We start from the raw sequence: 12797 nt of genomic DNA, 5'->3' as shown, positions 1-12797 counted from the left end.
CCCGGCCCGGCTCCTCATGCAGGAGGGCGTGCAGGCCTGCCTCGCGGCCCTGGCGGCGGAGGGCGAGGAGACGCGCCTCGTCGGCGGCTGCGTGCGCGACGCCCTGCTCGGCGTGATCGCCAGCGACATCGACCTGACTACGACGCTGCGGCCCGAGGCGGTGATGGCGCGCGCCCGCACCGCCGGCCTCAAGGCGGTGCCGACGGGAATCGAGCACGGCACGGTCACCCTCGTGGTCGCGGGCCGACCGCACGAGGTGACGACCCTGCGCGAGGATGTGGAGACCGACGGGCGCCACGCGGTGGTGCGCTTCGGCCGCGACTTCTTTCGCGATGCCGAGCGGCGCGATTTCACCATCAATGCCCTCTCCCTCGATGCGGAGGGCCGCCTGCACGACACGACCGGCGGCGTGGCCGACCTCGCCGCGTGCCGGGTGCGCTTCATCGGCGACGCCGCCACCCGCATCCGCGAGGACGCCCTGCGGCTCCTGCGCTTCTTCCGCTTCCACGCCCGCTACGGCCGCGGCGCGCCGGATGCGGAGGGACTCGCCGCCGCGATCGCCGCGCGCGACAGCCTCGACCGGCTTTCGCGGGAGCGGGTGCGCGCGGAAGTCCTGAAGCTGCTCGTGGCGCCCCGCGCGGTCGATGCGGTCGCGAGCTTGAGCGAGACCGGCCTGCTCCTCCGCATCCTCGGCGGCGTCGGCGAACTCGGCCGGCTCGCCCGCTGCGCCGCGGCCGAACCGCCCCTCGACGCGACCGCCCGCTTCGCGGCCCTGGCCGTGCGCACGGGCGAGGATGCCGAGCGCCTTCAGGCCGACCTGCGCCTGTCGCGCAACGAGCAGGCCCGGCTCTCCGGCTACGCCGCGGCGCTGGCCGCCCTGCACGACCGGCCGGAGATCGAGGGGGGCGACGTGCCCGCGCTCGTGGCGACATACGGAGCCGAGCCGCTGCGGGAGGTGCTGGTCGCGCTCGCCGGCGAACCGCGCCCGCGCGTGACGCCGGAGGCCAGCGCCGCCCTCGACCGCGCGGCGGCCTCCGGCACGCGGCCTGTCCTGCCGGTCACGGGCGCCGACCTCGTCGCGCGGGGCGTGCCGGCGGGGCGCGCCGTCGGGGCGGGATTGAGGGCCGCCCGGGACCTCTGGCTCGCCAGCGGCTGCCCCGAGGATGCGGCGGCCCGGGAACGGCTGATCGCCCGGGCGCTGGAGGCGGCCGGGCCGTGACGCCGGCAGCCGGAGCCGATTGACCGAGACGGACCCGGACATGAAAAAGGCGCCGGTTTCCCGGCGCCTTCCGTCCGTGCTGAGACCGATCCGATCAGGAGCGGAGGTTCAGCGTGTGCTTGGCCTCTTCCATCTGAACGATCTGGGCGTTCAGGGCCTCGCGCTTGGCGTAGTCCGTGGTGGCGTCGTGGAGCAGCTGGACCGCCTCGATCTCCTTGTCGATCATGGCGGGCGTGACTTCTTCGATCGGCGCGGCGCGCTCGGCCAGCACCGTCACGGAGGTCGGGCCGATATCGGCGAAGCCGCCCTGCACGTAGATGCGCTTGCCGCTGCCGGAGCGCTCCTGAACCGTGATGACGCCCACCTTGAGGGTGGTCAGCACCGGGGCATGACCCGGCAGGACGGTCATCTCGCCCTCGGAGCCGGGAAGCTGCACCGCCTCGACCTCGCCGGAATACAGCGTCCGCTCGGGGCCGACGAAATCGAAGTGGAAGGTGGACATTCTGAAGGTCCCGAGTTGGTGTCCGCGAACTCCGGGGGTCCCGGCAGGAACCGCGGCGCCCGGCTTCGCTCAAGTGCCGCGCGTGGGCCCGATCCGTGATCGAGCCCCGCGAGGAGGTGAGCGGCCCCGGTTACGCGGCCGCCCCTCGCCCGCTTGCCTTAGGCGGCGAGCTTCTTGGCCTTCTCCTGGGCCTCCTCGATGGAGCCGACCATGTAGAAGGCGGCCTCCGGCAGGTCGTCGTACTTGCCCTCGACCAGGCCCTTGAAGCCCTTGATCGTGTCTTCCAGCGCGACGAGCTTGCCCGGCGAGCCGGTGAACACCTCGGCGACGTGGAACGGCTGGGAGAGGAAGCGCTCGATCTTGCGGGCGCGGGCCACCGTCAGCTTGTCCTCCTCGGACAGCTCGTCCATGCCCAGGATCGCGATGATGTCCTGGAGCGACTTGTAGCGCTGCAGCGTCTGCTGGACGCGGCGGGCCACGTCGTAATGCTCCTCACCGAGGATCGCCGGCGAGAGCATGCGCGAGGTGGAGTCGAGCGGGTCCACGGCCGGGTAGATGCCCTTCTCGGCGATCGAGCGCGAGAGCACGGTCGTGGCGTCGAGGTGGGCGAACGAGGCGGCGGGCGCCGGGTCGGTCAGGTCGTCGGCCGGCACGTAGATCGCCTGCACCGAGGTGATCGAGCCCTTGGTCGTGGTGGTGATGCGCTCCTGCAGGGCGCCCATGTCGGTGGCCAGCGTCGGCTGATAGCCCACCGCGGAGGGGATGCGGCCCAGAAGCGCCGACACCTCGGAGCCCGCCTGCGTGAAGCGGAAGATGTTGTCGACGAAGAAGAGCACGTCCTGGCCCTCGTCGCGGAACTGCTCGGCGATGGTCAGGCCGGTCAGCGCCACGCGGGAGCGGGCGCCGGGCGACTCGTTCATCTGGCCGTAGACCAGCGCGCACTTGGAGCCCTCGGCCGAGCCGTTGTTCTCCTTGGGGTTCTTGTTGACGTTGGACTCGATCATCTCGTGGTAGAGATCGTTGCCCTCACGCGTCCGCTCGCCGACGCCGGCGAACACCGAGTAGCCCGAGTGGGCCTTGGCGATGTTGTTGATCAGCTCCATGATCAGCACGGTCTTGCCGACGCCCGCGCCGCCGAACAGGCCGATCTTGCCGCCCTTGGCGTAGGGAGCGAGCAGGTCGACGACCTTGATGCCGGTGACGAGGATCTGCGCCTCGGTCGACTGGTCGGCGTAGGACGGAGCCGGCTGGTGGATGGCGCGGTAGGTGTCGGCCTCGATCGGGCCGGCCTCGTCGATCGGCTCGCCGATGACGTTCATGATGCGGCCGAGGGTGTTGTGGCCGACCGGCACCCGGATCGGCGCGCCGGTGTCGGAGACCTCCTGGCCGCGCACGAGGCCTTCCGAGGTGTCCATGGCGATGCAGCGGACGGTGTTCTCGCCGAGCTGCTGGGCCACTTCGAGCACGAGGCGGTTGCCCTGGTTCTTGGTCTCCAGCGCGTTCAGGATCTCCGGCAGGTAGCCGTCGAACTGCACGTCGACCACGGGGCCGATGACCTGGGTGATGCGGCCCTTGGAGTTGGAAGCCGTGGCGGGGGAAGCGGTGTTCGCCATTGCGATGATTCCTCTATGCGGCGGTCAGAGCGCTTCCGCGCCCGAAATGATCTCGATGAGTTCCTTGGTGATCATGGCCTGACGCGTGCGGTTGTAGATCAGCGTCTGCTTCTTGATCATCTCGCCCGCGTTGCGGGTCGCGGAGTCCATGGCGCTCATGCGCGCGCCCTGCTCGGAGGCGGCGTTCTCCAGGAGCGCCCGGTAGACCTGCACCGTGAGGTTCTTCGGCAGCAGGGTTTCGAGGATGGTTTCCTCGTTCGGCTCGAACTCGAGCGCCGCATCGGCGCCCTGAGCGGTGCCCGCCTCTCCGGCGGGCGGCAGCTCGGCCGGGATGATCTTCTGCGCCGTCGGGATCTGCGAGATCACCGAGCGGAACTCGGAGTAGAACAGGGTCGCCACGTCGAACTCGCCGGCCTCGAAGCGGGCGAGGATGTCGTCGGCGATCTCGGCGGCGAAGGGGTAGTCGACCGGCTTGTTGCCGCGGATGTCGCGCGAGGCGATGATCTGGTCGCGGAACTGGCGGCGTAGGACGTCGAGGCCCTTCTTGCCGACCGTCATGATCTTGACGGTCTTGCCCTCGGCCATGAGCCGGTTGGCGTGCTCGCGGGCCAGACGCGCGATCGAGGAGTTGAAGGCGCCGGCGAGACCCCGGTCGCCGGTGCAGACCACGAGCAGGTGCACCCGGTCCTGGCCCGTGCCGGAGAGCAGGCGCGGGGCGCCGACGCCGCCGATCAGGTTGCCCGCGAGGTTGCCGAGCACCTGCGCCATCTTCTCGGCGTAGGGACGCCCGTTCTCGGCGGCATTCTGGGCGCGCCGCAGCTTGGCGGCGGCGACCATCTGCATCGCCTTGGTGATCTTCTGCGTCGCCTTCACCGAGGTGATGCGGTTGCGCAGATCCTTCAAACTCGGCATCGGCGGATTTCCAGATCGCTCGCGGACGTCTCGGCGACGGCCGCCCTCCGGGGAGAGCGGCCGTCTGGCACTACTTCTTCGCTTCGCCGCCTGTCGGCAGCGAGGGCGTCAGGCGACGGACTTCGCGACGGACTCGACCACGCCCTTGAGGGTGTTGGCGTTGGCGTCCGAGAGGTCCTTGGAGTCGCGCACCGAGTCGAGCCAATCCTGGTGCTTCGAGCGCAGGGTGCCGAGCAGCTGGTCCTCGAAGGCGCGGACCTTGTTGACCGGCAGCTTGTCGAGGTAGCCGTTGACGCCGGCGTAGATCACCGCGACCTGCTCTTCCATCTTCAGCGGCGAGAATTGCGGCTGCTTCAGGAGCTCGGTGAGGCGCGCACCGCGGTTGAGCAGGCGCTGGGTCGAGGCGTCGAGGTCCGAGCCGAACTGGGCGAAGGCCGCCATCTCGCGGTACTGCGCCAGCTCGCCCTTGATCTTGCCGGCGACCTTTTTCATCGCCTTGGTCTGGGCCGAGGAGCCCACGCGCGAGACCGAGAGGCCGACGTTCACCGCCGGGCGGACGCCCTGGTAGAACAGGTCGGTCTCGAGGAAGATCTGGCCGTCGGTGATCGAGATCACGTTGGTCGGGATGTAGGCCGAGACGTCGTTGGCCTGGGTCTCGATGACCGGCAGAGCGGTGAGCGAGCCCTTGCCGGCGGCGTCGCCCATCTTGGCGGCGCGCTCGAGCAGGCGCGAGTGGAGATAGAACACGTCGCCCGGGTAAGCCTCGCGGCCCGGCGGGCGGCGCAGCAGCAGCGACATCTGGCGGTAGGCCACGGCCTGCTTGGAGAGATCGTCATAGACGATCACGGCGTGCATGCCGTTGTCGCGGAAGTACTCGCCCATGGCGCAACCGGCGAAGGGCGCGATGAACTGCATCGGCGCGGCGTCGGAGGCGGTGGCGGCGATGACGATGGAGTATTCCATCGCGCCCTGGTCCTCCAGCACCTTCACGAACTGGGCGACGGTGGAGCGCTTCTGGCCGATGGCGACGTAGACGCAGTAGAGCTTGGCGTTCTCGTCGGTGCCCGAATGGGCCGGCTTCTGGTTGAGGATCGTGTCGAGCGCGATCGCGGTCTTGCCGGTCTGGCGGTCGCCGATGATCAGCTCGCGCTGGCCGCGGCCGACGGGGATCAGGGCGTCGATCGCCTTGAGGCCGGTGGCCATCGGCTCGTGCACGGACTTGCGCGGGATGATGCCCGGGGCCTTCACGTCGACGCGGCGACGCTCGGTCGACTGGATCGGGCCCTTGCCGTCGATCGGGTTGCCGAGGCCGTCGACCACGCGGCCGAGCAGACCCTTGCCGACCGGCACGTCCACGATGGCGCCGGTGCGCTTGACGGTCTGGCCTTCCTTGATCTCGCGGTCGGAGCCGAAGATCACGACGCCGACATTGTCCTGCTCGAGGTTGAGGGCCATGCCGCGCACGCCCGACTCGAACTCGACCATCTCACCGGCCTGGACGTTGTCGAGGCCGTAGACGCGGGCGATGCCGTCGCCGACCGCGAGCACCTGTCCTACTTCCGTGACCTCGGCCTCCTGGCCGAAGTTCTTGATCTGCTCTTTCAGGATCGCGGAGATCTCGGCGGCGCGGATGTCCATCGTCGGGCCTCTTTAAAGGTCGGGTGCGTGTCTGTTCGTCTGTCGGGGTTTACGCGAGGGTCGTGACGACCGCTCAGCGCGCTTCCCGCATGGCGAGGCGGATGCTGTTCAGCTTGGTCCGAAGCGAGGCGTCGACCATGCGCGAGCCCATCTTCACGACGATGCCGCCGATCAGGCTCGGATCGACGTGCAGGTCGATGTCGACTTCGCTCTTGGCGACGTCGCGCAGCGAGGCCTTGATCTCCTCGATCACCGCGTCGGAGGGCTTCTCGGCGACGCGGACCTCGGCGCGGACGATGCCCTTGGCCTCGCGTACCTTCTCGCGGTAGGCGCGGATCATCTCCGGCAGGGAGAAGAGGCGGCGGTTGGTGGCCGAGAGCTTGATGAAGTTGGCGGCCAGACCCGTGATGCCGGCGCGGTCGAGCACGGCGCCCACGGCGGCCGTCTGCTCGGCGGCCGAGAAGGCCGGACTCTTCACGAGCCGGCGCAGGTCGGCGCTCTCGCGGTAGAGCGCGTCGAACGCCTCAAGGTTCTTGGCAACGTCGTCGATCTGCCGCTCTTCGCGGGCCAGCTCGTACAGGGCCAACGCGTAGCGGCCCGCCACACCGGCCAACAGGGGACCCTCGGAACCGTTCTGCGCCACCCGTCGCTCTCTCTTATCCTTGCCCGCCGGCCCCTTGCGCCCGCCCGATCCGGCGGTGCCTCAAAGTCCGTGGGGATTGGAATTGCACCGGGCTCGGAAGGCCTTGAACGGTCTCCCCGCGGCGCGGCTGTCGCCTAGCATGCGATCCGGGGGGGCGCAAGGCAACGTTAGGGCCATGGTTGAGCCTTCGTCCGGCTTCGCGCGCATGGGCGGGAAGCCGGCTCAGATCGTTTCGCGCGAGCGTCGTCCGATCCGGGCCGGCCCTCAGCCCCAGATCCCGCCTCAGATCCAACCCTGCAATTCCCGCCGCACGACATGCTCGATCACGCGCATGCCGAGGTCGGAATCGTTGAGGCAGGGAATGAAGGCGTATTTCTCGCCGCCGTTCTCCTCGAAATAGTGGCGGTTCTCGCCGTCGAGTTCCTCCAGCGTCTCCAGGCAGTCGGCGGTGAAGCCCGGCGCCACGATCGCCATGCGCTTCACGCCGGATTTCGCCAGCGCCTGCACGGTCTCGTCGGTGTAGGGCTTGAGCCATTCCTCGTTGCCGAAGCGCGACTGGAAGGTCACGCGCATCTGCTCGGGCGTGTAGCCCATCGCCTCGCGGATCAGCCGGCCGGTCTTGAGGCACTGGCAATGGTAGGGATCGCCCTTGAGCAGGTAGCTCTTGGGCACGCCGTGGAAGGAGGTGAGGATCACCTCCGGCTCGAAGTCGAGCTTGGCCAGTCCCTCGCGGATCGAATCCGCCATGGCTTGGATGTAGACCGGATCGTCGTGGTAGGGCGGCGAGACCCGCACGGTCGGCTGCCAGCGCATCTGCATCAGGGCCTTGAAGGCCTGGTCGCAGGCGGTGGCCGAGGTGGCCGCCGCGTACTGGGGATAGAGCGGCACGAGCAGGATGCGGTCGCAGCCCTGATCGAGCAGGGCCTGGATGCGCAGGCTCACCTCCGGCTTGCCGTAGCGCATCGCCCAGTCGACCACGACGGAATCGCCCATCGCCGCCTGGAGCTTCTCGCACTGGCCGCGGGTGATGGTCTTGAGCGGACCCTCGTCGCGCTCGTTGTTCCAGATGCTGGCGTAGTCGCGGCCCTTCGGCCCCGGGCGCTTGGTCAGGATGATGAGGTTCAGCAGCGGCCACCAGATCAGCCGCGGCACCTCGATCACCCGGCGGTCGGAGAGGAATTCCTTGAGATAGCGGCGCATCGGCCAGTAGCTCGTGCCCTCGGGGGTGCCGAGGTTCATCAGCAGCACGCCGACGCGGCCCGTCCGCACCGCCGGGTGGTCCGGCGGCAGGGCGGTGGGCGCGACCCGCACGGGATCGCGCAGGAGAGTCTCGGGCAAAAGAGCCTCGGGTTGGACGCGTTCGTTCATCGGGTTTCCGGTCACGGGCATCCCGCCTTCCTCAACGCGGCCTCAAAGCGGCAAGCGATCCGGTTGTGCGGGCCGGCCGTTCGATCTAGAGCAGGCGGCTTTCCAAGGCCAAGGCTCTCCCGAAAGAGGAAACTCTCGTGGGAGGGTCCAGCCCGTATCTCGACAAACCCTTTGCCCGAAATCGCTCCGGAGGCCAGCGCGACATGCCGTCCCCCCGCTACTTCCTGAAGCACTTCGTGCCGTTCACCGGCTATCCGTACGAGGGGGCGCCGGCCGCCTGCAACCTGTGCGGATGCCGCGACGCCGTCACCGTGGCCGAGACCGACCGGCGGCTCAAGACCCTGCGCTCGATCGCCTGCATGCAGTGCGGCCTGATCCGCACCGATCCGATGCCGACGCCGGACGAATTGGCCGAATATTATGCGACCGCCTACCGGGCCGACTACCAGCTCGCCTTCTCGGGCGGCCCGCCGCGCCACCACCTCAACCGCTCCGCCCGCGAGGCGGCCTTCCGCGCCGACCTTCTGGGACCGAAGCTGAAGCCCGGCGCGCACCTGCTCGATTTTGGCTCGGGTTCCGGCGAGTTCCTGGCGGAGGCCAAGCGGCGCGGCTGCGAGGTGATCGGCGTCGAGCCGGGCCGGGACTACGCCGCCTATGCCCGCGCCCATCACGGCGTCGAGGTGCTCGACGAGGCCGAAGCGCCGGACCGCTTCCCCGCCGGCCATTTCGACGTGATCTCCACGCACCACGTGCTGGAGCACCTGCGCAACCCCGCCGAGACGATGGAGCGGCTGGCCCGCTGGCTGAAGCCCGACGGCGTCCTCTACGCCGCGGTGCCCAACATGGCCGCCACCGGCAAGCCGCCCCACGAGCGCTTCCACTTCGCCCATGTCCACGGCTACGTGCGCGAGACCTTCGATCTTCTCGCCCGCCGCGCCGGCCTCGTGCCGCACACCGAGTACCGGCGGGAGGACACGACGGTGGTCTACCGCAAGACCGACGCAGCCCCCGTCCCGCTCGCCAATCCCGGTCTCGCCGACCGGCTCGCGGTCGATCTGAAGCCGGTCTCGGCCGGCCTCTACCTCGCCTCGGGCGCCTGGATCTGGCCGGCGCTCAGGCGCAACGCCAAGGCGGTGCGGGACGGGCTCGCCAAACGCTGAGCCCCGGGGATGCGCCCCACCCGCCGCGAGACCGTCGTCGGGCTCGGTGCAGGGCTCGGCGCCGGCTTTCTCGCGGCCGGCAGCGGGACAGCGCTGGCCGGAACGCCGACCTTCACCCTGCTCCTCGTCAACGACATCTACGCGATGGACGAGGTGGAGGGCCGCGGCGGCTTTGCCCGCCTCAACGCCGTGGTGAAGGCCGAGCGCGCCCGCGGCGTGCCGCTGCTCTACGCGCATGCGGGCGACAGCTTCTCGCCCTCGCTGATGTCGGGCTTCGACCGCGGCGCGCACATCGTCGAACTCCTGAACCTGGCCCCGCCCGACCTGTTCGTGCCGGGCAACCATGAATTCGACTTCGGCCCCAGGATCTTCGCCGAGCGCGTCGCGCAGGCCCGCTTTCCCTTCTACGCCGCCAATCTGCGCGGCGCCGACGGCCAGCCCCTGCCCGGCCTGACGGATTCGGCGCTGATCACGCTGGGCGGCATCCGCCTCGGCCTCGTCGGCATCGCGCTCGAGGCCACGCCGGAGAAGTCGCAATCGGGCGACCTGCGCTTCGGCCCCGAGATCGAGACCCTGGCCCGCGAGGCCGGGCGCCTGCGGGCGGGCGGCGCGCAGATGATCGTCGGCATCGCCCACACGGCGCGGGTGACCGACGACGCGATCGTGCGGGCGCGCCTCGTCGACATCCTGCTCTCGGGCCACGACCACGACCTGTTCCTGCGCGACGACGGGCAGACCGTCCTCGCCGAGTCGAGCCACGACGCGCATTACGTCACGGCGATCGACGTGTTCGTCACCGCCAAGCCCGACGGGTCGGTGCGCTGGCGCGCCGCCTTCCGCATCCACGACACCGCGGAGGTGACGCCCGATCCCGAGACGCTGACCCTCGTGCGCCGGCTCGAAGGCGACCTGTCCAAGGAACTCGATGTCGTGCTCGGCACGACGGAGGCACCGTTGGACAGCCGGATCGCCTCGGTGCGGGCGCGGGAGGCGAGCTTCGGCAGCCTCGTGGCCGACGCGGTGCGGGCGGGCACCGGTGCCGAGATCGGCCTGATGAACGGCGGCGGCATCCGCGGCGACCGCCTCTACCCGGCGGGCGCGCAGCTCACCCGGCGCGACATCCTCTCCGAACTGCCCTTCGGCAACACCACGGTGCTCGTGGCGATCGACGGGGCGACCCTGCGCGAGGCCCTGGAGAACGGGTATCGCGATCTCGGCCGCAACTCGGGCCGCTTCCTCCAGATCTCGGGCCTGACGGTGACCCTCGCCCCCAAGGCGCCGCCGGGCGCGCGCGTCGTCTCGGCCACGGTGGGCGACGCGCCGCTCGACGCGACCCGCACCTACCGTGTCGCGGCCAACGACTTCATGCTGGGCGGCGGCAACGATTACGGGATGCTGGCGCGGGGCCGCATCCTGATCGGCGGCACCGACGGAACCCTGCTGGCCAACACGGTGATGGCCTATATCCGCGCGCACGCCCCGCTGACCGCCGAGACCGGAGGGCGCATCAGGGTGCTCGGTTAGGAACCCCGCATGACCGGACCCGTCGAAACCGCGCTCGCGACCTTCCGCTCCGGCGGCTCTCCCTGGCTCGACCTGCCCTTCTTCCGGGAGGGTGCGGCCGACACGGTCGCGCGGAAGGTGGATGCCCGCGTCGCAGCCGGAGCCAAGGTTCTGCCGGAGCCCTCCGCGATCTTTCGCGCGCTGACGCTCACGCCCTTGCCGGCGGTGAAGGCGGTCATCCTCGGCCAGGACCCCTACCCGACGCCGGGCGACGCCAACGGTCTCGCCTTCTCCTACGTGGGCGGGCGGCGCCTGCCAGCCTCGCTCAAGGTGATCCTGGCCGAACTCGCGCCCGACGGAGCCAAGCCCGATCTCTCGACGGGCGACCTCACGCCCTGGGCCGAGCGCGGCGTGCTGCTCCTCAATTCGGCGCTCACGGTCGAGGCGGGCAAGGCCGGCGCGCATCTGCGCCTCGGCTGGTCGCAGCTCACCGACGAGGCGGTGTCCGCGGTCTCGGACCGCGCCGAGCCGGCGGTGTTCCTGCTCTGGGGCGCCCAGGCTCGCGCCCGCGAGGCCCTGATCGACGACAGCCGCCACGGCATCGTCGCCTCGGGGCATCCCTCGCCGCTCAATCGCGCCCGGGACTTTCCCGGATCGCGGCCCTTCGCACGTGCGAACGAATGGCTCGAAGCGCATGGGCGGGCGCCGATCGACTGGCGGCTGTCGTAGAGGCGGTCCGGCTATCCGGCCTGTCAGCGGCGCCGGCCCCTCCGACGCGGGCGGATGCAGGCCGGCACGAAGCCCAAAAGAAAAAGCCCTCGACCGTGCTGCGGTCGAGGGCGGTTCCGGGCTTTTCGGCGATCCGACGAGGTGGCCTCATCGGACCCGGTGTTACGCGGCGCGCTTGGCCCGCGCGGCGAAGGCGTTCTCGTTGGCGATGTAGGCGGTCGAGGCGGACGGACGGCTCGGAGCCTGGAGGCTGGTCATCTCGCCGGCGGAGGCGTGGACGCCGCCCTCGCTGCCGAAGCGCTCGGCCAGGAACGCGACGAGCGTAAAGTTGGCGATGGCGGCGGTGGCGACGAGAAGGGCGATCATCGGGGCGGCATCCGTTTGTGCAGTGCGATAAAGCTTATATCGCAACGCACTTACAAGCTTGGTATACCAGATACCGCCAGACCGATATGCAACTGCCGCATGCCGCCGCGACGGCCGAACGCGCGCGGCGATCGGCCGTCGATGCGCACTTACGGCTTCTTGGTCTCGCCAGCGGCCGGGGCGTTGCTGCCGGTGCGCTCGACCTTGGCCGCCTCGCGCAGCTTGACGATGGTGTCCTGCTGCGCCTTGCGGGTGAGATACTGGTCGATCTGCTCTTTCATCTCTTCGAAGGTCGGCACGGGCTTCGTCCGCTTCTCCTCGACGCGCAGCACGTGCCAGCCGAACTGGGTCTTGACCGGATCGGAGACCTGACCGGGCGCGAGCTTGAAGGCGGCATCGGCGAAGGGCTTGACCATCCGCTCCTGGGTGAACCAGCCGAGATCGCCGCCCTCGGTCTTGGAGCCCGGATCCTTCGAGACTTCGCCCGCGATCTTGGCGAAGTCCTCGCCGCCCTTGATGCGGGCGGCGATCTTCTTCGCCTCGTCCTCGCTCTCAACGAGGATGTGGCGGGCCCGCACCTCCTCCTCAGGCTTCATCGACTTCACGGTCTGGTCGTAGAGCGCCTTACCGGCCTCGGGCGTGACCGCCTTCTTGGCCTCGCGCTCCAGGTATTCGTCGAGCAGGAGCTTGTCGCGGAAATAGGCGAGCTTGCGCTTGAACTCCGGGCTGTCGCCGACCTTGGCGGCCTCGGCCGCCTGCGCGCCGACCTTGAGGTCGATCATGTAGTCCACGAGCAGGTTCTGCTTGGCCGCCTCGTCCACGCCGGGCAGCGACAGGGCCGGGTCCTCGGCCGCGAGCGCGAGGTCGGCGGCGGTCACCGGCTGGCCGTTGATCCGGGCCACCACGGTCTCGGGGGGAACCGCCGCCGAGACGGGCGCGCTCGGGCTCTGCTGGCCGGCGGGCGCCTGCGCGAGGGCGGCACCCGGCAAGGTGCCCGAGGTGGCCAGGATCAGCGCGAGGGCGCTCGCGCGCCGGAGGGAGAACAGGATCGGCATGGAAGCGTCGTTCCTTGGGCAGCGTCCCCGCCGGACCGGTCTTGAAGGGTCCGGATTCGTCCGCACGGGGCCCGTCGAGATCGCGGCGG

Annotated in this window: 12 protein-coding genes; 4 read left to right on the top strand and 8 right to left on the bottom strand. The window is 70.0% G+C overall.

The window, feature by feature from the left end:
• Positions 1-16 precede the first annotated feature (16 nt).
• Entirely contained in the window at positions 17-1219 is a 1203-nt protein-coding gene (locus tag BY998_RS05005; RefSeq protein ID WP_110350642.1) for a CCA tRNA nucleotidyltransferase, read from the top strand.
• Positions 1220-1313: 94 nt separating this feature from the next.
• Here the strand turns inward: BY998_RS05005 and BY998_RS05000 are convergent, their stop codons facing one another.
• The 6 genes from BY998_RS05000 to hemH all read right to left on the bottom strand — a co-directional run bounded on the left by BY998_RS05000 (position 1314) and on the right by hemH (position 7895).
• Positions 1314-1721, bottom strand: coding sequence for a F0F1 ATP synthase subunit epsilon (locus tag BY998_RS05000; RefSeq protein WP_110350517.1), 408 nt, complete (start codon positions 1719-1721; stop codon positions 1314-1316).
• A 158-nt stretch (positions 1722-1879) separates the two neighbouring features.
• Entirely contained in the window at positions 1880-3334 is a 1455-nt protein-coding gene (atpD, locus tag BY998_RS04995; RefSeq protein ID WP_110350516.1) for a F0F1 ATP synthase subunit beta, read from the bottom strand.
• Positions 3335-3358: 24 nt separating this feature from the next.
• Positions 3359-4246 carry a F0F1 ATP synthase subunit gamma gene (locus tag BY998_RS04990; RefSeq protein WP_110350515.1) on the bottom strand — a complete coding sequence of 296 codons (888 nt, stop codon included), beginning with the start codon at positions 4244-4246 and terminating at the stop codon, positions 3359-3361.
• Positions 4247-4354: 108 nt separating this feature from the next.
• The gene (atpA, locus tag BY998_RS04985) at positions 4355-5884 is read right to left on the bottom strand and encodes a F0F1 ATP synthase subunit alpha (protein WP_110350514.1); all 1530 of its coding nucleotides are present in this window, start codon (positions 5882-5884) and stop codon (positions 4355-4357) included.
• Between the two features lie 73 nt (positions 5885-5957).
• Positions 5958-6527, bottom strand: coding sequence for a F0F1 ATP synthase subunit delta (locus BY998_RS04980; protein ID WP_110350513.1), 570 nt, complete (start codon positions 6525-6527; stop codon positions 5958-5960).
• Between the two features lie 282 nt (positions 6528-6809).
• Positions 6810-7895: a ferrochelatase gene (gene hemH, locus BY998_RS04975; protein WP_110350641.1), complete on the bottom strand. Its 1086-nt coding sequence runs from the start codon at positions 7893-7895 to the stop codon at positions 6810-6812.
• Between the two features lie 203 nt (positions 7896-8098).
• On the opposite strand from hemH, the gene BY998_RS04970 reads away from it, so the two are divergent.
• Genes BY998_RS04970 through BY998_RS04960 form a run of 3 tightly spaced genes read left to right on the top strand, consistent with a single transcriptional unit; the run spans position 8099 to position 11287 of the window.
• Positions 8099-9055, top strand: a complete 957-nt coding sequence (locus BY998_RS04970; RefSeq protein ID WP_110350512.1) for a class I SAM-dependent methyltransferase — start codon at positions 8099-8101, stop codon at positions 9053-9055.
• A 9-nt stretch (positions 9056-9064) separates the two neighbouring features.
• Positions 9065-10579: a bifunctional UDP-sugar hydrolase/5'-nucleotidase gene (locus BY998_RS04965; RefSeq protein ID WP_110350511.1), complete on the top strand. Its 1515-nt coding sequence runs from the start codon at positions 9065-9067 to the stop codon at positions 10577-10579.
• 9 nt (positions 10580-10588) lie between these two features.
• Complete coding sequence (locus BY998_RS04960) at positions 10589-11287, top strand: uracil-DNA glycosylase (protein ID WP_110350510.1); 699 nt, start codon at positions 10589-10591, stop codon at positions 11285-11287.
• A gap of 162 nt (positions 11288-11449) precedes the next feature.
• Here BY998_RS04960 and BY998_RS04955 read toward each other — a convergent pair whose 3' ends face one another.
• Positions 11450-11653, bottom strand: a complete 204-nt coding sequence (locus BY998_RS04955) for a hypothetical protein (protein ID WP_110350509.1) — start codon at positions 11651-11653, stop codon at positions 11450-11452.
• 149 nt (positions 11654-11802) lie between these two features.
• Positions 11803-12708 (bottom strand): peptidylprolyl isomerase, encoded by a 906-nt coding sequence (locus BY998_RS04950; protein ID WP_110350508.1) that lies wholly within the window; start codon positions 12706-12708, stop codon positions 11803-11805.
• Positions 12709-12797: the final 89 nt, after the last annotated feature.

The organism is Methylobacterium sp. B4, from assembly GCF_003201865.1.
Taxonomy (GTDB): domain Bacteria; phylum Pseudomonadota; class Alphaproteobacteria; order Rhizobiales; family Beijerinckiaceae; genus Methylobacterium.
Note: the sequence above shows the minus strand (reverse complement) of the source record. Positions and strands in the feature narration are given on the sequence as shown.